The following is a 19534-nucleotide window of genomic DNA, read 5'->3' as shown; positions in this document are numbered from 1 at the left end:
TTGGTTCTCATTTCACATAGTGACTCGGAATACACCACTTTCAGAAGCTTCCAACCTGTTGAACTTCTCTCGCTAAAAACCCAGTATCAGCCAGTAGCATTGTTGAGAGAATCCTCGCATGCAGCGGTGTCTCAAGAGTTTCAAGGAAGAGGTTTGACCATGACCCAGGAATTAGAGAAATCGACTCGCCCATGGGGGCGTTACGAAATCCTGCAAGAGCATGCCCAATTCAAGGTCAAGTGCATCTGGGTCTCGCCAGGGAAAAGACTCTCTTACCAACGCCATGAGAAACGTGCCGAACAATGGTATTTCGTGCAAGGCAAAGCTGAAGTAACGCTAAATGGAGTGATCACTCACCATTCGGCAGGAGATAGCGTCACTGTGAAAATCGGAGATCTCCATCGAGTGAGCAATGTCAGCGATAGAGAAGTTATCTTCATTGAAGTTCAAACCGGCACCTACTTTGGTGAAGATGATATTGAACGAATCGAAGATGATTTCGGGCGCCGATAACATTAATTTTCCTGGGGTATGATTTCCCAGCAAGGATCGTTGGCTCAGCGGTAGAGCACCACATTGACATTGTGGGGGTCACTGGTTCGATCCCAGTACGGTCCACTTCAAATCCTTTTTCCAGGGTTAATAAACCTCAAAGAGGTGCAAACTCCGATGTGAAGTGCCGCAGGGAAGCTGGCTCTTGTGTAATCCTGTAACCGTGAAAGCTTGGTGCACGTTTGAGCACTTCTTCACATACTTCAATTACGTAATCAATGTGACTTTGAGTATATGTGCGTCGTGGAATGGCCAAACGCACAAGCTCCATGGTCGCAGGGAGTTCGCTTCCATCGGGTTTTCGCCCGAACATAACACTGCCTATTTCACATCCACGAATTCCACCGATTTTATAGAGTTCGATTGCAAGTGATTGGCCTGGATACTGCAACGCTGGGATGTGTGGCAAAAGTGCTTTAGCATCGATGTAAACCGCATGACCTCCGATTGGTTGCACAACTGGAATTCCCATCTGGGCAAGGGCATTTCCAAGATAGGCCGTTGATCTGATTCGATACTTCAAATAATCATGTGAGACAACTTCACTAAGACCAACCGCTAACGCCTCTAAATCACGCCCAGCCAGACCGCCGTAAGTTGGAAAACCCTCAGTCAAAATGAGAAGGTTTCGGCATATTGCTGCAAGTCCATCATCGTTGAGTGCGAGCCAGCCCCCGATGTTGCCTAAAGGATCCTTCTTTGCACTCATTGTCATTCCATTGGCTAAAGCTGCGATTTCGCGCACAATATCTACGACTTGGCGTTCTGATTGCCCTACTTCACGTTCGCGAATAAACCAAGCATTTTCAGCGAATCGACATGCATCCAAAAAGAAAGGGATAGAGTATTTTTTACACATTGCACTGACGGCCTTCAAATTTTCAAGTGAGACAGGTTGGCCACCACCTGAATTATTTGTTATTGTCATCATTACGACCGGAATGTTTCCAACTCCTCGCGCGTTAATAACTGCTTCAAGCGCCACCAAATCCATGTTTCCTTTAAATGGATGCAAGTTAGCAGGATCACGGCCCTCAGCTATAACTAGGTCAACTGCCTCGGCTTGTGAATACTCAATATTTGCGCGCGTGGTATCAAAGTGAGTATTACTCGGAATAACTTTCCCTGCTCCCCCAATCGCCGTGAATAGAATCTTCTCAGCGGCCCGTCCTTGGTGCGTCGGGATAACATGTTTGTAAGGAAAGAGGTTTTGAACCGCTGCTTTAAAAGTTAACCACGATGGCGAACCCGCATATGACTCATCCCCTCGTTGAATGGCTGCCCATTGATTTCGACTCATAGCGCCTGTGCCCGAATCAGTGAGAAAATCAATAAGAACATCGTCGGAGTGCAGAGAAAAAAGATTGTATCCGACATCTGCAATGAATTTTTCCCGCTGCGATTGCGTTGTCATTGCAATTGATGCTACTGAGTGAATTCTAAATGGCTCGATGATGGTATTAAATTCCATGCCTTGAGGTTAAAGAATGAGATCCATAAAAATATGGATTTAGATAGTGCTAGCCCTAGAAACTGAGATTCTTAAAGATTTCAGTCGATAACTCGAAGATTTCTTCAGGACCATCAATCTCATCCAATTGTTGGCCGATGTGCGAAAAACCAAACTTACTCACAAGTGCAATCGAGGCTTCGTTGGAGGCGGCAACGGTGTACCTCAGGGTTTTTACGCCCTCCTGTATACAGACCCAACTCCACATTCCAACCAAGGTCTCGAAAGCAAAACCCTGTCTCCGGAAATTTGGACTTACACCTAGGCCAATTTCAATCATTCCATTGTCATCTGGTGCACCATGAAAACTAGTGCTGCCAATAATCTCTCGGCTCTGTCTTAAAACCATCCATCGAACAAACCATTTATTGAGCTGCGGTTCTACCTTCACTTGCGGAACTCTCCATGCCAATGGGCCAGACTCATCAATAAGTTCGCGGTGCGGATTAGTAAAGCCCTTGCCTTCATAAATCCATGGGTCTTCAGGTCTTTCAAGGAGAGAGATAATTTCAGCAACGTTTAAGTGATGTAGTTCTAAGCGCGGCGTGTAAATTACCGGCTCTCTATCCATCGATTGAATTAATCTCCCCGGCTATATCTGAGTATGCCCAAAGGTCAATTTCATCTAAATCCAAAATACGAATTCCATGCACTTTCAGCGTATCTGAAATCTGTGCACGGTGTTCAGTTGCATGATGTATAGACTGAGAAATAATTGTTGAACGCGATCTGTCAACGCTTCCACCGTCACGGGTGTACGTATTTACTTCATCAGGTTTATGCGATTCAATGCGCAAAATCTCATCGGCTTCGGCACAATGGGCCTGCAAATCGGCTAGCGGTATTACCATCTCTTGATTTAAACCAGTTGAAACCGCTCGACCGGATACGCGATGGGCATATCCCCCGGCAGCTAAGACGATGTGATTGACTAACACTTGAATCGACCAATCATCTTCGGTGAGTTTGAGTTGCCAATCTGAATCTGAAAGTCGCTCCAATGCGGCTAGAACATATTGATTTGCCCACGCCATATGCAGCAGCAACTTCTCTTGGTTGAGCATCACAAACTCCTCACCTTAGCGCCTGTATTAACTACACAGATGTAGCAATATTCACATCTTAACTCTTTGAGTGTCATCTCTCCCCGTACTGGTCAGTTGGTTTTTTAGCACACTTACGATTGAGAAATGGAAATTGGAGAGATTTCATCACTTCCCCGCATTATTCAAGGTGGCATGGGTATCGGGGTTTCATCATGGCCGATGGCCAAGGCGGTCGCACAGGCCGGTGGCTTAGGGGTTGTCTCCGGCACGGCCATTGATTCGGTAATTTCGCGGCGTTTACAAGATGGCGATAGCGATGGATCGCTTCGCCGAGCAATCGAGCATTTTCCAGATCAAGAATTCGCTGACGAAGTTATCCGACGATACTTTATTGAAGGTGGCAGAGAAAGAAATACTCCCTACCTACTTGTACCCAAACTCTCACTTCTCCCAACTGAGTTTTCTACAAAGTTTTTAGTTTTAGCTAACTTCGTCGAAGTCTGGCTTGCAAAGGAAGCACATACTGGATTAATAGGAATCAATTTTCTTGAAAAGCTGCAATTATCAACGCCCGCATCGATATACGGAGCTATATTGGCAGGAGTTGATTATGTACTCATGGGCGCTGGCATCCCAAGTGAGATACCTCGAGTAATTCGTGAACTTTCAAATCACAAGGAGACGTCAATCTCTATCGCGGTTGAAAATGCGAGCACAAAATACTATGTCCCATTTGATCCTTCTATCATCCTCGGTGCAAATAAAATTGAAATTGCACAACCAAAATTTCTCGCGATTATTTCATCCCATGCTTTAGCGGCATACCTTAACCGTGATGTAGATGTGCGCCCCGATGGATTTGTAGTTGAAGGAGTAACCGCGGGAGGGCACAACGCTCCACCGCGAGGAAACACTCCAATAGGCAGTGATGGTCAGAGCCAGTTTACGATCAAGGATGATGCAGATATAGAAAAGATTCGCGCAACGGGTCTGCCATTTTGGTTAGCGGGTGGATATGCAACTCCAGAAAAGCTCAATTCCGCGATTTCGCAAGGTGCAGTGGGTGTTCAAGTAGGGTCAATCTTTGCACTCTCACATGAATCCGGAATAACGAAAGAGCTGCGCCGGCAAGTATTAACTCAACTGGCTGACAAAACCTTGAATGTAATTACCGATCCACTTGGCTCTCCAACTTCATTTCCATTTAAATATGCCGAACTTGCCGAGACAATTTCAGATAACAGTGAATTTGACTCTCGTGTAAAGCTTTGCGATTTAGGTTATTTGCGAACAGTAGTGGAGCGACCAAATAAACGAATCGTCTATCGATGCTCTGGTGAGCCCAATAAAACCTTTAATTTCAAAGGTGGGGTAGATGGCGCGACGGTGGGCAAAAAATGTCTGTGTAACGCTTTAATGGCCAATATTGGACTGGCGCAAATAAGACCAACAGGTTATCAAGAAGCTGCGCTTGTAACATTGGGCTCTGATTTAGCCGGTGAAGAGGCATTGCTAGCTATGTATCCAGATGGTTGGAGTGCAGTTCAAGCCATGGAGTATTTGAACGGTTGTTAAGATTGACCTGTTACGGAAAACTTTTCACTTTTAGTAAAGCAAGCACTCACCTAGAAAGTGTGAGCCTTTCAATAAATGCGAGTGAGTTGGCAAAGATCAATTCCTGATCATAATCAAGAGTTGCAACGTGATAGCTATTTACTAATTCAATTCTGGATTTATTTGTTGAACCCAAACCGGCCATAATGATTTCGGTGTTTGAAACTGGCAGAGTGTGATCTTCGATGCTGTAAAAAAGTTGAACAGGTACGGTTATTTTATGTAGATTCTCTCTGGTTATTTTTAGCATTAAAAGAAGTTGATAAATTCCGCGAGTCGGTAACGCGTCATATCCATGTTCGGTAGTCCCAGGTCGTTTGATGTCGTTGCCAACACTAGCTCGAAGTTTTTGAAAGCGCGAAAGTACGTAAGCTAACTGCGGAGAAACGCGCGGCAGGTGAATCATTGGATTAACGAGAATAATTCCACTTAATCGATCATTGTTCTCTTCTGCAACATGGAGTGAAGTTCCACCGCCCATTGATAACCCAGCGATAAAGACTTGATCGCAGATTTTAAATAACTCTTCTAACTCGCTTTGCACTTTAGCTGGCCACTCTTGCCATTTCACTTTATTTAAATCCTCAGGCTTAGTACCGTGCCCTGGCAGTAATGGAACCCGAACGGTGTAACCCTTAGAGAGCAAAAACTCCGCCCACGGGCGCATCGATGGAGGCGCACCCGTGAATCCATGTACAAGCAGTACTCCAATACGAGCGTTTTTATCAGAGCCGGTCGCGGCCCAATCTTGCATCCATCCTGGAGGTGCGGTTTCAACGGCCATAGGCATAAGGCTACGCAATCAATTATTACCAAGCAACATCAACCAAGTGAATGTCAGTCAATTCATTTACTCTTTGTACTGTGAATTCTGACGATGAAACGGCATGGCAGCCGAGTATTGGGGATTTAGGTCGGCCATTATCTGAAACGGTTTTCGTTGTCGTAGATCTCGAAACTTCTGGCGGCTCCACCTTTGCCGGAGCCGGAATTACAGAGATCGGAGCTGTGAAAGTTTGTGGTGGCAAGGTAATTGGCGAATTCCAAAGTTTAGTGAACCCCGGAACTCCGATTCCTGATTACATTACCGATTTAACTGGAATATCTTTTGCGATGCTTCAGGGTTCGCCATCAATCGAAAGCATCTTGCCGTCGTTTTTCGAGTTTCTTGGTTCACCCCTAACCAATATTCTAGTTGCACACAATGCCAGTTTTGATATTAGTTTCTTGAGAGCGGCCGCCTCACAACATAATTATAAATGGCCTCGATTTAAGGTATTCGACACCGTTGCATTAGCCCGGGCGATTTTGAGTAAAGATGACGTGCCGGACTGCAAACTTTCTACTCTATCTACATTTTTCGGCGCTGCCACCTCCCCCAATCACCGCGCACTAGATGATGCACGTGCAACCGTCGATGTATTACATGGGATCTTTGAACGCTTTGGTTCACTCGATATCAAAACCGTTGAAGATGTTATGGCATTTACTAATCGGATATCACGAAGAGGTTTGAGCTAGCAAGATCGGTTAATTGACTTTCCGAATCGAAAGCTCTTGGCTGAGTTCGACCCATTTAGCTAATAGCTCGCGCGCGGCCCCAGAATCAACAGCAGAGATAGCTTGTTCGACTCCCTTAGCAATGCGATCATGCAGGCTCAATTCGAATTCACCATCGTAAGCGGCTATGGCTGCAGCGGCATTGAGTACAACGGCATCACGGGGTGCACCTGACTCACCTGCGAAAATGGCGTTTGTAATCCGAGCATTTTCCGCTGCATCTCCCCCAACTAACGCAGAAATTGGCGCACGCGCAATTGAAAAATCTAGCGGATCGATTAAATCACTCGAGATTTCACCGCTTCCAATAGTTAATACAGATGTTGTAGTTGCCAATGTAATCTCATCTAAACCATCGTCTCCGCGAAAGACAAAGCCATCGACTCCGCGATCGCCGAGAACTTGCGCCATCACTAAATGCATTCGATCATTTGCAACACCTATCGCTGCGGCTTGTGGTTTAGCTGGGTTAGCAAGAGGTCCTAAAATATTGAATACGGTGGGCACGCCTAACTCTTTTCGTGCAAGGGCGGCAAAGCGCATTGCAGGGTGAAAAACCGGCGCAAAGCAAAATCCAATACCGAGAGAGGCAAAAGTTTTTTCAACACCGGCCCCATCTAAAGTAATTGAAACGCCTAAAGCTTCAAGTAAATCCCCTGCCCCAGATTTTGATGATGCGGCGCGGTTGCCGTGTTTGATTACTTTCGCACCTGCAGCAGCAGCGATGATTGCCGCGGTAGTAGAGATATTTATTGTGTGGGCGCCATCTCCGCCAGTTCCAACAGTATCGACTGCGCGCTCTGAAATCGTAATCGGGGCACAATGCTGGTACATCTGAGCAACGAGTGCGCCGACCTCATCTGCCGTTTCTCCTTTAGCTTTCAATGCTAGAAGAAAATCTTTTATCTGTTCGGTTTCGGCACGGCCTTCTAATATCTCTTGCATGCACCAAGCAACATCGTCTATCTCAAGATCTAAACCAGAGACAAGGGTAATCAGATTTTTACCCCAAGAGTGTTCGCGCATGAGCGTAATCCAAGCAGATGTAACCCTTTATTGGTGGATAAATTAATCAGTACAAACTAGGCAACAATGGATAAACGTGTACGCAGCAATTTCGCCGCACTTTGCGCGAGAGTGAATGGATCGATTGGATGTACCACCGAGGCTTCGGCTAAGGACCAGGCCGCCAACCATGAATCTTGAACACGTCCAATTATAAGTAAAACAGGAGGGCAGTTGAAAACCTCATCTTTTAGTTGCCGTGCGATTCCCATTCCACCCTCAGGCGTTGATTCTCCATCGAGAATGAAAAGATCAATGTGGGCTTTTGAATCTACAAATGCGCGAAGCGCCGGACCCGTGGCAAACTCATGAATTACATGCTCAGGTAAGTCAGCGGCCACTGTTCGTCCCAACGCTGCGATGATAGTTTGGCGAACCGAGGAGTCATTGGAGTAAAGAACAATCTGGCTCTTTTGAATCTTCTGGCTCATGGCCACGATTCTAACTCCAGATATAGGTCTGGCAAAAGCCCAAACCGCACTGTGTAGTAGTGACCTGTTTCATGAGCCACTGCGGGCAGACTCTTCTCAGATGGGCCTTTTATGCAGGACAGAGCGCGTGTTTTAGGCAATAATCGCCCCATGTCTAGCGCAGCCGTAATGGCCCATCACAAAATTTCACGCCCCAACGCTGTAGCAGTTGGAACTATCGTCTGGCTCTCAAGTGAGTTAATGTTCTTTGCCGCTTTATTTGCAATCTACTTCACGACTCGTGGAGTCCAGGGTCCAACAATTTGGAGCGAATCAACACATCTTCTGAATATTCCATTTGCTGCCATTAATACAACGGTCTTAGTTCTGTCTTCAGTTACCTGCCAATTTGGCGTCTTTGCCGCCGAGCGATTTCAAAATCATAAAACTGGAAAGATTTATCAAATCAATAAATGGGGAATGCGCGAATGGTTCGCATTGACATTTTTAATGGGCGCTTTTTTCGTTGCCGGTCAGATTTATGAATATGCCGCATTGGTTCACGAAGGATTAACACTTTCATCTACGGCATACGGATCAGTATTTTTCGTTGCTACAGGTTTTCATGGTCTACACGTAACGGGTGGATTAATTGCATTTTTAATCGTGATTGTTCGAGTATCAAAAGCACGACGTTTTACCAGCGCTCAAGCAACAACGGCAATCGTAGTTTCGTATTACTGGCACTTCGTCGACGTAGTGTGGATCGCACTTTTCTCCGCTATCTACCTCATTAAGTAAAGGAGTTATTTAATCGTGAAGCGCCTTTCCAGATACCGTCGCCATAAAGGGGCAGCTCCCTTGTTGCTTATCATCGCTTTATTAGGGATAGGTACAACTTTTAACATTGCTAGTGCAACTATCAAATTGGCGCCGAATACTTTTGCTCGTTCTGCCGCAATTGAAGAGGGTAAACAGATTTTCCTTAAAGGTTGTTCTTCATGTCATGGATTGAATGCCGAAGGTGGCGCAATCGCACCATCTTTAATTGGTGTTGGCGCAGCTTCGGTAGATTTCCAAGTTGGCACGGGTCGTATGCCGATGGCCGATATGAGCACTCAGGCTGTTAGAAAAGCTCCGGTTTATACTCCTGAGCAAACGGCGGCTCTAGCTGCCTACGTTGCATCCCTGGCTCCTGGACCGATGATTCCAACGGAAGGACAGTTAAATTATGAGCGCGATGGAAGCACTGCAGAAGGCGGAGAATTGTTTAGAAACAACTGCGCAATGTGCCACAACTTCGCAGGACAAGGCGGCGCCCTGACGCAAGGTAAATACGCACCCACATTGATGGGAGTTGAACCGAAATATATTTACGAAGCACTTATTACTGGACCACAGGCAATGCCAGTATTTAGCGATAAGACAATCACGCCAGCTGAAAAACTTTCGCTCATTAAGTGGATTAAGGCGGCCGAAGCTGAACCAAATCTCGGCGGTGCCACCATGGGTCGAATTGGACCAGTTACAGAAGGACTTTTGGCGTGGATACTAGGTATGGGACTGCTGATAGCTGTTGCAGTCTGGCTAACAACGAAAGCGAGATGAGAACGGTGTCTAACGAAATCGAATCAATAAAAGATCCCGGTCCTGCCCCACATGTACTTCGCGCAGCCGATGTAAACCCACGCTCTGAAAAACGTGCTGAACAACAAGTAGCGATTCTCTTTGCTCTCTCCGGTGTGGGCTCGCTTTTGTTGATTTACTCTTATGTTTTTATTGCAAATGATGTATTTATTTTTATTCCTGTCATGGGAAATCAACATGCACAGCAACTCGGGCTTGGTATCGGAATGGCCATGTCGCTTTTCTTCCTTGGCATGGCGGCAATTCATTGGGCTAAAACTTTGATGCCGGAGACTGAAGTGATTAATCATCGCCATGAGTTCCGCTCATCAGACGAAGATCGCGAAGATTTCATCAAGACGGTTAAAGAGGGTGTTGCCGGCGTACAACTTGGCCGGCGTAAACTTATTAAGCGTTCGATGGCCGCCTCTATAGGGCTCTTCGCACTTCCACCAGTCTTACTTCTGCGCGATTTAGGTCCATTACCTAAAAAGCAACTTGAAACAACGAATTGGAAGAGTGGGACGCGCCTGGTCTCGGACCCGGGCGATCGCCCAATTCTGGCCTCCGATCTTGAAGTCGGATCAGTTGTTCAAGTTCTGCCAGCAATTGCCGAGAGTGGCGAGAAGGGCGAACACGCCGAGCGCTTACTGAGTGATATTGCTAAGGATCCAGTACTACTTATTCGTCTGCGTCCCGAAGATTTTAATCTGACTCCAGAAAAACTTGCCATGACACATGAAGGAATCATCGCCTTTTCAAAGATTTGTTCGCACATGGGATGCGCAGTTGCTCTCTATGAACAGACAACAAAGCATTTGTTATGCCCGTGCCATCAATCAACTTTTGATGTTACTCGCGGCGCTAAAGTTATCTTTGGACCAGCTGCACGTCCATTACCGCAGTTGGATATAACCGTTGACGCTGAAGGATATTTAATTGCTCGTGCACCATTTAGTGAATCCGTTGGACCTAGTTACTGGGAGCGAAACTCACAATGACAATTGCTGAAAAAAGAGTCGGTGCGGTAGCTAACTTTGTAGATGAGCGAACAGGTGCCGCTGGTTGGGTTAAGAAATCCCTTAACAAGGTCTTTCCAGACCACTGGTCCTTCATGCTCGGTGAAGTATGCATGTATTCATTTATCATCTTGCTCTTATCTGGAACTTTCTTAACGCTCTGGTTTGATCCATCTCAACGTGAAGTCATTTACGATGGCGTGTACGAGCCGCTTCAAGGTCTGAAAATGTCGGCTGCGTATGCATCCACTTTAGACATCTCCTTTGAGGTCCGAGGTGGATTATTAATGCGCCAGATTCACCACTGGTCTGCAAATATCTTCATGGCCGCCATTGTGGCCCACTTGCTTCGAGTCTTTTTCACAGGCGCATTTAGAAAACCACGTGAATTTAACTGGATTCTGGGAATCATTCTCGTCACTCTTGGTCTGGTTGAAGGTCTCTTTGGCTACTCACTTCCAGATGACCTACTTTCAGGAACTGGCCTTCGAATTACCTCCGCAATAATTCAAGCGATTCCACTTGTTGGAACCTATATCACCTTCTTCTTATTTGGTGGAGCCTTCCCTGGCGTTGGATTCATCCCACGCATATTTACACTTCACGTTTTACTGATTCCAGGAATTTTCTTAGCGGTTATCACAATTCACGTGATGCTCGTCTGGTACCAAAAGCACACCCAGTTTGCTGGCCCTGGTAAAACCGAAAAAAATGTGGTTGGGCATCCAATTTTGCCCGTGTATATGGCAAAAGCTGGCGGTTTCTTCTTTATCGTTTTTGGAGTAACTGCATTCCTCTCTGCGGTCGCATCGATTAACCCAATCTGGTTATACGGTCCTTACACTCCAGGTCAGATTTCTGCGGGCTCTCAGCCGGATTGGTACATGGGTTGGTTAGATGGCTTAGTTCGAATGGCACCCCCTTGGGAAACACATGCATTTGGTCACACGGTTTCATGGAACATTTTGATCCCGGCACTCATAGTTCCTGGAATTTTATTTACTGGAATGGCGCTCTATCCATTTATTGAAAGTTGGATTACTGGAGATAAGCGCGAACATCATCTCCTTGATCGTCCACGCAATGTTCCTAACCGAACTGCACTCGGAGTTATGTCAATTACTTTCGTCATGATTTCTCTAATAAACGGTGGAAACGATATTTTAGCAACGGCCTTTGACCTTTCAATTAACCAGATTATGTGGTTTTCTCGAATTTCGATCTTTGTGCTTCCACCCATTGCATTTGTAATTACTAAACGACTGTGCCTATCGTTACAGCGCGCAGATCGTGAATTAGTTCTTCATGGAAAAGAGACTGGTCGCCTTGTACGAATGCCGAGCGGTGAATTCGTCGAAGTCCACGAACCAATCTCAGAGCAAAAGCGCTTTATCTTGACTTCGCATGAGCAGCCCACACCACTTGTGCTCGAAGATATTGATTCTCGTGGAGTCAAACGTCCAGGTGGGCTTAAAAATAAACTACGCGTGCGCATGAGCAAAGCTCACGCCGTAGCAATTCCTAAGGTAACTGCGCAGGAGTTAAAAGAGATTGAGAACCACTAATTCCCAGAGCGTAATACCAACCAAACACCTAAAGCGGTAATTGCTATTCCAAGCAAACTCTGGGTATTTAGTTTTTCCCCAAATAGAAAATATGCTTCAACGGCAGTTGCTGGAGGGACTAAGTAAAAGAGCGATGAAACCGATGCTGTACTTGCCGTGTTAAGGAGCCAGAGCAATAACAAGATCGCGCCCACCGAGAGTACTAAAATCAGCCAAATCATGGCGCTAGCAAATCTAATATTCCATTGAATCTCAGTTCCACCCGTAACAACTGCTACTATAAATAAGAAAAATCCACTTGCACAATATTGGTAGGCGGTTCCGGCCAGCAATGGAATACCTGAACCAATTTTCTTTTGAAGCAAAGTAGCAGTAGTGCTACCAATGAGCGCAATAAAGACTGCAAGAATTCCCAATTGCGAAACTGAACTCTCGAAACTTGGTCCAAGAACTAATACAACACCACAAAGTCCAAGAATTAATCCAAGAATTTGCCGACTATGTAACTTCTCATTCAATACCTTTATTGCCAATAAAGAAACAAGAACAGGTTGCAGGCTAGTGATTACCGCGGCAGTTCCGGCAGTTACTCCCTTAGAGATTGCAAAGAAGACCCCACCTAAATAGGCGGCGTGTAAAAAAATCCCAATAAGAGCCGAACTTCTAATCTGTATTCGGGTGAGTGCAATTGGCGATTTCAGGAGTACAGCAATTCCAAAGAGAATAAGTGCGGCGATAAATAATCGCAGAGCTAAAAATATGAATGGGTCGGCAAAAGGCAGACCATATTTTGCACCAACAAAGCCAGTGCTCCAGAGAAGAACAAAGATGAACGGCGCGAAACGCGAAACTCTCAACAAGTTAGGTCAGTGAGAAGGGCTTTGAATTGGCTTCTCATACTCAGTAACCATTCCAATTACCGAAATAATTAGTGCTCCAACACCGATAAGTGTGAGCCACCAACCAATGATCAGCCCGAGACCCATGGCGCATGAACTTAACGCCACAGGAAGCGGCCACCATGAGTGTGGGCTATAGAAACCAAGTTCGCCCGCGCCATCAGCGATTTCAGCCGTTAAACTATCCTCAGGAAGGATTTCACCAATTCGTTTTTGAGTAAACCAGACATAAAAACCGACCATGCCTGCAAGTCCAGCCGCTAAGAGCATCCCGCCAATTCCAACGGGTTCTCCGCCGACATACCAATATATAACCGTCATGATGACATAGAAGACCGCTAAACCAGTAAATAACTGCCAATTGACCTTCACGGAAGTCAGTGCTCCTCTGTCTTAATGTGCGGATAATGTAGATCAAATGCTGGACGCTCACTAGATATACGTGGCATCGTTAAAAAGTTGTGGCGTGGCGGTGGGCAAGAGGTTGCCCACTCAAGTGATGCCCCATAACCCCATGGATCATCAACGCCGACGAGTGGTGATTTGCGAGTAATCCAAATATTGATCATAAATGGAATCATGGAAAAGGCGAGAAGGAATGAGCCGATAGTTGAAACCGTATTCATCAAGGTGAAGCCATCGGTTGCAAGATAATCGGCATAACGTCGCGGAAAGCCCTTTATACCAAGCCAGTGCTGAATTAAGAAGGTTAAGTGGAAGCCGACAAAAGTTGTCCAGAAGTGAATCTTGCCAAGTCTCTCATTGAGCATCTTGCCAGTCATCTTTGGCCACCAGAAATAGAAGCCTGCAAACATCGCAAAGACCACAGTTCCAAAGAGCACGTAATGAAAGTGCGCCACGACAAAGTAGCTAGCCGATACGGCAAAGTCCAATGGTGGTGATGCCAAGATAATTCCAGTTAATCCGCCGAATAGGAAGGTCACGAGAAAACCCATTACCCAAAGCATTGGTGTCTCAAAAGTTACGTGGCCGCGCCACATGGTACCGATCCAGTTGAAGAATTTGACTCCGGTCGGCACGCCGATTAAGAAAGTCATAAAGGAGAAGAATGGAAGAAGAACTTGACCGGTGGCAAACATATGGTGGGCCCAGACCGAAACTGAGAGCGCCGAGATCGCAATCGTTGCTGCGATTAAACCCTTATAACCAAAGATCGGTTTGCGGCTAAATACGGGCAAGATTTCAGTTGCAATGCCAAAGAAAGGCAGAGCCAAAATATAAACTTCGGGATGGCCGAAGAACCAGAACAAATGCTGGAACAACATAGCTCCGCCATTTGCAGGGTCGAAGAGATGTGTTCCATATAAACGATCGGATTCAAGCCCTAATAACGCTGCAGCAAGTGGTGGAAATGCGAGCAAAACTAAAATTGAGGTAAGTAGAACGTTCCATGAAAAGATTGACATACGAAACATCGTCATACCTGGTGCGCGCATAGTAAGTATCGTTGTTATGAAATTAACTCCACCCAGAATTGTTCCAACGCCACTGATAGCTAGACCAACGAGCCATAAATCGGCGCCAATACCGGGTGAATATGTTGCATTTGAGAGTGGAACATAGACGGTCCAGCCAAATGATGCCGCCCCTCCCGGTGATAAGAAACCTGCAAAGGCCATCGTGCCGCCGAATAAATAGAGCCAGTACGAGAGCATATTTAACCGCGGGAAAGCCACGTCGGCCGCGCCTATTTGCAAAGGCATAATCACATTAGCAAAACCCACAAAGAGTGGAGTTGCAAACATCAAAAGCATAATTGTTCCGTGCATAGTAAAGATTTGGTTGTACTGCTCATAGCTCAAGAACTGCATACCTGGGCGAGCTAATTCGCTTCGAAGTGCCAAGGCTAAAACTCCACCGATTAGGAACCATGCAAAAGAAGTCAGCAAATACAGATAGCCGATTGTCTTGTGGTCAGTTGAGGTTATCCACTTAACAAAGTTCTTGCCTTTAGGCGATGGTTGTGCCACAACATCTGACGCAGTTGGGTTTGATGCATATATGGTCATGCTTGGCTCCCCTTTAACGTCTCAAGATAAGCCTGATAATCAGTGGGTGTAACAACTTTTACTGTAAAAATCATTTGGGAGTGCGCGCGTCCACATAAAATATTGCAGCGCCCTGGATACTCTCCTAATTTATTCGCTGTGAATTCAAGGTGATTAGTCACGCCTGGAATATTCTGCATTTGAATCATAAAGGCCGGAATCCAAAATCCATGAACAACATCATTTGAAATTATTGTGTACCTAACACGCTCTCCCAATGGAATTACTAACGTTGGTTTTTGAGAAGGAGTTCCAGTAACTATGGCCGAAGGTCCAGCGTCGGGATATGCAAACTGCCACGACCATTGCATGCCAGTCACTGAGATTTGGTGCATCACTGAATCACTCTTAGCGGTAATGACGGTTTCTTTCTTTGCAGTGTAATAAAACATCACTGCAACAATGATGAAAGGAATGATCGTATAAATTATTTCGATGGGAATGTGATACTGGGTCTGTTTCGGAAACTCAGGTCCATCTTTTTTAGGGCGATGAAAAATTGCAGGCCACACAATCAAAATCAGCGTGATAACACCGACAACGCCTGCCGCTATCCATGCGCCTTGCCACAGTGAAAGTGACTCATCGTTAACACTTGTGACGCCCTCTGGAAAACCAAGCTCTGAAACTTTGGAACAACCAGTTAAAAATAGAGCTGGAATCAATAAGGCAAAGGTACGCAGAGCCTTAAATTTCTGTGACGACATGGGGCCAAGGATATAGGCCGAGCGCCAAATTCTCAGTATCCAATTGCTGTCCTGGCGCCGTGGTTGTAAGTACCGGCTATTTCTTGATATGGAGCGATATCTCAGCGGCGGCATCGCCGCCATACGCCTCAGCAAATCTGGCTACAAACTCTTGGCCAGTAAAGCGATACTCCTGAGTGCCCATCGTTTCGATGACGTATGTGGCGATGAGAGCGCCTAACTGTGCACATCGCTCATGGCTCAACCCCCATGCAAGACCGGCAATAAATCCAGATCTAAAAGAGTCACCGACGCCCGTTGGATCTGTCTTTGATATCTCTTTAGGACATCCCACCTGCACAAACTCACCATCAGCACTCTCGACTTTGGCACCCTTTGATCCAAGAGTTGTAACTCGAACCTTCACCCGCTCCAATATCTCGGCATCGCTCCAGCCCGTCTTTTGCATGGCAAGGGCGAGTTCATACTCATTCATAAAAAGATAAGACGCGCCATCAATGAGAAGTTTTATATCTTCACCGCTCATACGCGCCATCTGTTGAGAAGGATCGGCGGCAAATGCAATGCCCAATTCACGGCATGTTTCAGAGTGGCGTAACATCGCCTCAGGATCATCCGGTGAGATCACGAGCATGTCAAAGCGACCGGTTTTATCCATAATCGGTCCAAGTTCGATATTTCTCGCTTCGCTCATCGCACCCGGAAAAAATGATGCGATTTGATTGAGATCATCATCTGTCGTGACCATAAAGTGGGCAGTGAACAGTGACTGAGAAACTAAGGCATGCGATGTGTCGACACCGTGACGCGATAGCCAGGCTTCATAATCTGGCCAATCTTTGCCGACCGCGGCAATGAGAACTGGGTTTAGTCCAAGCACTCCCATGCCAAATGCAATGTTGGCCGCGCAACCACCACGTCGAACATCCAGACTATCGACTAAAAAAGAGAGTGAGATTTTCTCTAGCGAACCAGCTACAAATGAGTCGGTGAACTTTCCAGAAAAATTCATTAAATGATCAAGACCCACCGAGCCCGCTACACCGATTTTCATGTCGCGATACTAGAGCGTTTTAGGAAAACTTAGTTAAATGAATCGCCGCAGGCGCATGAGCCACCTGCATTGGGATTATCTATTGTAAATCCCTGTTTTTCAATTGTGTCGACAAAGTCAATCGATGCACCCATTAAATATGGATCACTCATCTTGTCAATAATGACCTTGACGCCACCGAACTCATGGATGACATCTCCATCTTGATTACGGTCATCAAAGTAGAGTTGATAGCGAAGTCCAGAACAACCACCAGGTTGAACTGCTACGCGAAGCATCAAATCATCGCGGCCCTCTTGAGCCAGTAGCGCAGCGACTTTTACAGCTGCGACATCGGTCAATCTAATTGCAGTAGTCAATGAATCCGTTTGGGTCTCAGTGCTCATACATTCTCTCCTTGGACTAGATAGAACAAGCCTACCTGCTCCCCCTTGTCACCGCGAACGCAACGGCTAAAAAAGCCAATATAGTTAGCGCTATGAGTACAGAATCCACAGGCAAAGGCCGTCCGACGCCAAAGCGTAAAGTTTCAGAGGCAAAACGCATTACTTCATCCCTGGCCCCAGTTGTTACAAAAGATCAGAAACGTGCAGCCAAACTAGCTAACCGCCAAGACCGCATCACAATGCGTGCGGCATATCTGCGCGGAGATGAGAACGCGCTGCCTGCTCGCGACCGTGGTCCAGAACGACGTTTTGTCCGAAACTATGTCGATGCCCGACGATCTATTGGCGAATACTTTTTACCCATCATCTTTCTCGTACTAATCTTAACGTTGATTCCTGAGCCAGTAGTTCAATTTAGCGCAATTGCTGTTATGTATGGAGTACTGATGATTGCCGTTGTCGATGGAGTTTTCCTCAGTCGTAAAATTCGAAGATTAATTGGTGGGAAATTTCCTAACTCTCCAACTAAAGGTCTCGGAATGTACGCCTGGCTGCGATCTACGCAGATGCGGCGATTGCGCGCGCCACACCCTCAGATTAAAGTCGGAGATAAGTTCAACTAAGCACGAGGATTCGGACTTATATTCTTAGCCGGATCCATTTCAGGTAGTTTTCCAAGAGCTTTGTCGATCGCTTTCATCGTCGAAGCATCTAACTTCACTCCCGACGCTTTAACGTTCTCCTTTACCTGTGACGGCTTTGTGGCACCCATAATCGCTGAAGAAACATTTGGATTTTGTAATACCCACGCGATCGCCATTTGCGACATTGTTAACCCAGCCTCTTTAGCAACGGGTGCTAGCTTAGCAACGGCAGTTAGCACCTCATCTCTCATCCAACCCGAAATCATTCCAGCGCCACTCTTTTTATCGGTTGCGCGAGAACCTGCTGGAGCTTTCTTTCCTGGTGCATACTTTCCAGAGAGAACGCCCTGGGCCATTGGTGACCAAACAATCTGGCCTATCCCTTCCTTAATTGAGAGTGGAATAACTTCGGCTTCAATGACGCGCCACAGCGCTGAGTATTGAGGTTGACTTGAAACAAAACGGTTATAGCCAAGTGCATCTTGAATCTCTAACGCCGCTGAAATCTGAGAGGCGTTCCATTCAGAGAAACCGATGTAATGAACTTTTCCCGCACGAATTAAATCATCGAAGGCGCTTAACGATTCTTCAAGTGGGGTTTCAAAATCATAACGATGCATTTGGTATAAATCTATATGGTCGGTCTGCAAACGCTTAAGCGATGCATTGCATGATTCAATGATGTGCTTACGCGATAAGCCGCGATCGTTTTTGCCTGGGCCTGTTGGCCAATATACCTTTGTGAAAAGTTCATAGGACTCACGGCGCACGCCTTTTAGCGCTCTGCCTAAAACTACTTCGGCTCGAGTGCCGGCATACACATCGGCGGTATCAAATGTTGTGATCCCCTCATTGAGCGCGGCTTTGACACATTTGATTGCCGCTTCAGCTTCAACTTGTGATCCATGAGTAATCCAATTGCCATAGGCGATTTCAGAGACATACATTCCGGTACTTCCAAGGCGGCGATATTCCATACAACGACTTTAGGTCCTGCGCGCCCAGTTGCCAACTCCAGTTCGATGTGGTTTGGTTCACCCACAACTTAATAGTTTTCTCATTAGGGGAAGTTCGGTGAAATTCCGACGCTGACCCGCAACCGTAAAGCGCCTGTATTAAGCGTGAAGTCGGATTACCTAATGAAGAGACGTACGAGACAGACACCCGCCGAGGTTTGCGGGGTGTGGTCCTTGATTTGAGTGCGATTTCTGCACTCTTATGCGGTGCTACCCCTGTGAGACTCTTCACATTCGAGAGGCTTCACTTCAATGAAAATCAAAGCTTTATTAATCACTCTTTTCATTCTGACTTCATCAGTTTTCACAATTCCCGCATCCCACAGTGCGACTAAGGGTTGGCGTTACTGGGGCTATTTTCAAGCGGCCCCAGGTGCAACTAAATGGACCACTGCGATGACTGGACCTACCGTCGATGTTGCCAATGGCGCAGTTGAGGGGTGGTCCTTTGTGTTTAGTAGCGATGATGTTCCATCAATTCCTCCAAAAATTAAACCTAACTTCAAAGCCATATGTGGCACAACAAAAGCCGACCCGGATACTAAACGAGTGGCACTTGTCATTGAGTTCGGCTCAAAAGCATGGGCACCAAAGGGCGAAAAACCTGCTAAGACTATTAAAAGATGCGTACGTACCGCTTTAGATTCCCAAGGAATCGACGTATTGGGTCAAGTCGTAAAGATTCGTGCGGCGTCATCAGGTCTAATTTGTGGGCTTAATGGATTTCCGGCTAAAGAGTGTGGTGTCGAGATTTCAACGCCAGCAGCTTTGATTCCGAAGAAGTAAAAAACC

Annotated in this window: 22 protein-coding genes, 1 tRNA gene and 1 riboswitch; of the genes, 10 read left to right on the top strand and 13 right to left on the bottom strand. The window is 46.2% G+C overall.

The features are described 5' to 3' along the window. Window positions 1-126 precede the first annotated feature (126 nt). On the top strand, window positions 127-513 hold the full coding sequence (locus tag Q8K48_00200) for a phosphomannose isomerase type II C-terminal cupin domain (GenBank protein ID MDP1850822.1): 387 nt from the start codon (window positions 127-129) through the stop codon (window positions 511-513). Between the two features lie 33 nt (window positions 514-546). Continuing rightward, window positions 547-618: transfer RNA gene (locus tag Q8K48_00195), tRNA-Val, on the top strand. A 31-nt stretch (window positions 619-649) separates the two neighbouring features. On the opposite strand, the gene Q8K48_00190 is transcribed toward Q8K48_00195, so the two are convergent. From Q8K48_00190 to Q8K48_00180, 3 genes are read right to left on the bottom strand one after another with little or no spacing between them, the layout of a single operon-like run. Further along, window positions 650-2023: a tryptophanase gene (locus Q8K48_00190; protein ID MDP1850821.1), complete on the bottom strand. Its 1374-nt coding sequence runs from the start codon at window positions 2021-2023 to the stop codon at window positions 650-652. Window positions 2024-2078: 55 nt separating this feature from the next. Continuing rightward, window positions 2079-2633: a GNAT family N-acetyltransferase gene (locus Q8K48_00185; protein MDP1850820.1), complete on the bottom strand. Its 555-nt coding sequence runs from the start codon at window positions 2631-2633 to the stop codon at window positions 2079-2081. Then, the gene (locus Q8K48_00180; protein MDP1850819.1) at window positions 2626-3126 is read right to left on the bottom strand and encodes a DinB family protein; all 501 of its coding nucleotides are present in this window, start codon (window positions 3124-3126) and stop codon (window positions 2626-2628) included. Before Q8K48_00180 ends, Q8K48_00185 begins: the two co-directional genes overlap by 8 nt. Window positions 3127-3252: 126 nt before the next feature. On the opposite strand from Q8K48_00180, the gene Q8K48_00175 reads away from it, so the two are divergent. Next, on the top strand, window positions 3253-4683 hold the full coding sequence (locus Q8K48_00175) for a nitronate monooxygenase (GenBank protein MDP1850818.1): 1431 nt from the start codon (window positions 3253-3255) through the stop codon (window positions 4681-4683). Between the two features lie 46 nt (window positions 4684-4729). Here the strand turns inward: Q8K48_00175 and Q8K48_00170 are convergent, their stop codons facing one another. Further along, entirely contained in the window at window positions 4730-5506 is a 777-nt protein-coding gene (locus Q8K48_00170; protein MDP1850817.1) for an alpha/beta fold hydrolase, read from the bottom strand. An 80-nt stretch (window positions 5507-5586) separates the two neighbouring features. Between Q8K48_00170 and Q8K48_00165 the strand changes: the two genes are divergently transcribed. Continuing rightward, window positions 5587-6243, top strand: a complete 657-nt coding sequence (locus Q8K48_00165) for an exonuclease domain-containing protein (GenBank protein MDP1850816.1) — start codon at window positions 5587-5589, stop codon at window positions 6241-6243. Between the two features lie 9 nt (window positions 6244-6252). On the opposite strand, the gene trpD is transcribed toward Q8K48_00165, so the two are convergent. Together trpD and Q8K48_00155 are read right to left on the bottom strand one after the other, a co-directional pair. After that, window positions 6253-7308 carry an anthranilate phosphoribosyltransferase gene (gene trpD, locus Q8K48_00160; protein MDP1850815.1) on the bottom strand — a complete coding sequence of 352 codons (1056 nt, stop codon included), beginning with the start codon at window positions 7306-7308 and terminating at the stop codon, window positions 6253-6255. Window positions 7309-7364: 56 nt separating this feature from the next. Further along, window positions 7365-7778 carry a hypothetical protein gene (locus Q8K48_00155; GenBank protein ID MDP1850814.1) on the bottom strand — a complete coding sequence of 138 codons (414 nt, stop codon included), beginning with the start codon at window positions 7776-7778 and terminating at the stop codon, window positions 7365-7367. Window positions 7779-7928: 150 nt separating this feature from the next. Here Q8K48_00155 and Q8K48_00150 point away from each other — a divergent pair, with 150 nt between their 5' ends. Genes Q8K48_00150 through Q8K48_00135 form a run of 4 tightly spaced genes read left to right on the top strand, consistent with a single transcriptional unit; the run spans window position 7929 to window position 11967 of the window. Then, a complete protein-coding gene (locus Q8K48_00150) occupies window positions 7929-8558 on the top strand; it encodes a heme-copper oxidase subunit III (protein MDP1850813.1) in 630 nt (209 codons plus the stop codon). A 15-nt stretch (window positions 8559-8573) separates the two neighbouring features. Continuing rightward, entirely contained in the window at window positions 8574-9365 is a 792-nt protein-coding gene (locus Q8K48_00145) for a c-type cytochrome (protein ID MDP1850812.1), read from the top strand. 5 nt (window positions 9366-9370) lie between these two features. Beyond that, complete coding sequence (locus Q8K48_00140; GenBank protein MDP1850811.1) at window positions 9371-10384, top strand: Rieske 2Fe-2S domain-containing protein; 1014 nt, start codon at window positions 9371-9373, stop codon at window positions 10382-10384. Continuing rightward, window positions 10381-11967, top strand: coding sequence for a ubiquinol-cytochrome c reductase cytochrome b subunit (locus tag Q8K48_00135; protein MDP1850810.1), 1587 nt, complete (start codon window positions 10381-10383; stop codon window positions 11965-11967). The genes Q8K48_00140 and Q8K48_00135 overlap by 4 nt, the downstream gene beginning before the upstream one ends. Here the strand turns inward: Q8K48_00135 and Q8K48_00130 are convergent. The 6 genes from Q8K48_00130 to erpA form a co-directional block, all read right to left on the bottom strand. Further along, on the bottom strand, window positions 11964-12824 hold the full coding sequence (locus Q8K48_00130; GenBank protein ID MDP1850809.1) for a DMT family transporter: 861 nt from the start codon (window positions 12822-12824) through the stop codon (window positions 11964-11966). The genes Q8K48_00135 and Q8K48_00130 overlap by 4 nt on opposite strands. Window positions 12825-12833: 9 nt before the next feature. After that, on the bottom strand, window positions 12834-13238 hold the full coding sequence (locus Q8K48_00125; protein MDP1850808.1) for a cytochrome c oxidase subunit 4: 405 nt from the start codon (window positions 13236-13238) through the stop codon (window positions 12834-12836). Window positions 13239-13243: 5 nt separating this feature from the next. Continuing rightward, complete coding sequence (gene ctaD / locus Q8K48_00120; GenBank protein ID MDP1850807.1) at window positions 13244-14896, bottom strand: cytochrome c oxidase subunit I; 1653 nt, start codon at window positions 14894-14896, stop codon at window positions 13244-13246. After that, window positions 14893-15642: a cytochrome c oxidase subunit II gene (gene coxB, locus Q8K48_00115; protein MDP1850806.1), complete on the bottom strand. Its 750-nt coding sequence runs from the start codon at window positions 15640-15642 to the stop codon at window positions 14893-14895. The genes ctaD and coxB overlap by 4 nt, the downstream gene beginning before the upstream one ends. A 76-nt stretch (window positions 15643-15718) precedes the next feature. Beyond that, the gene (locus Q8K48_00110) at window positions 15719-16696 is read right to left on the bottom strand and encodes a carbohydrate kinase family protein (protein ID MDP1850805.1); all 978 of its coding nucleotides are present in this window, start codon (window positions 16694-16696) and stop codon (window positions 15719-15721) included. A gap of 29 nt (window positions 16697-16725) precedes the next feature. Then, entirely contained in the window at window positions 16726-17082 is a 357-nt protein-coding gene (gene erpA / locus Q8K48_00105) for an iron-sulfur cluster insertion protein ErpA (GenBank protein ID MDP1850804.1), read from the bottom strand. A gap of 92 nt (window positions 17083-17174) precedes the next feature. Here erpA and Q8K48_00100 point away from each other — a divergent pair, with 92 nt between their 5' ends. Further along, window positions 17175-17705: a DUF3043 domain-containing protein gene (locus Q8K48_00100; protein ID MDP1850803.1), complete on the top strand. Its 531-nt coding sequence runs from the start codon at window positions 17175-17177 to the stop codon at window positions 17703-17705. On the opposite strand, the gene Q8K48_00095 is transcribed toward Q8K48_00100, so the two are convergent. Next, window positions 17702-18703 carry an aldo/keto reductase family protein gene (locus tag Q8K48_00095; GenBank protein ID MDP1850802.1) on the bottom strand — a complete coding sequence of 334 codons (1002 nt, stop codon included), beginning with the start codon at window positions 18701-18703 and terminating at the stop codon, window positions 17702-17704. The two genes, Q8K48_00100 and Q8K48_00095, sit on opposite strands and share 4 nt — an antisense overlap. A 61-nt stretch (window positions 18704-18764) precedes the next feature. Next, window positions 18765-18918, top strand: a riboswitch (adenosylcobalamin (AdoCbl) riboswitch). Window positions 18919-18994: 76 nt separating this feature from the next. Between Q8K48_00095 and Q8K48_00090 the strand changes: the two genes are divergently transcribed. Continuing rightward, a complete protein-coding gene (locus Q8K48_00090; protein ID MDP1850801.1) occupies window positions 18995-19528 on the top strand; it encodes an SCO2322 family protein in 534 nt (177 codons plus the stop codon). Window positions 19529-19534 lie beyond the last annotated feature (6 nt).

The organism is Candidatus Planktophila sp., from assembly GCA_030681675.1.
Taxonomy (GTDB): Bacteria; Actinomycetota; Actinomycetes; order Nanopelagicales; family Nanopelagicaceae; genus Planktophila.
The sequence above is the reverse complement of the archived record's forward strand: the minus strand, read 5'-3'. Positions and strand labels throughout refer to the sequence as shown.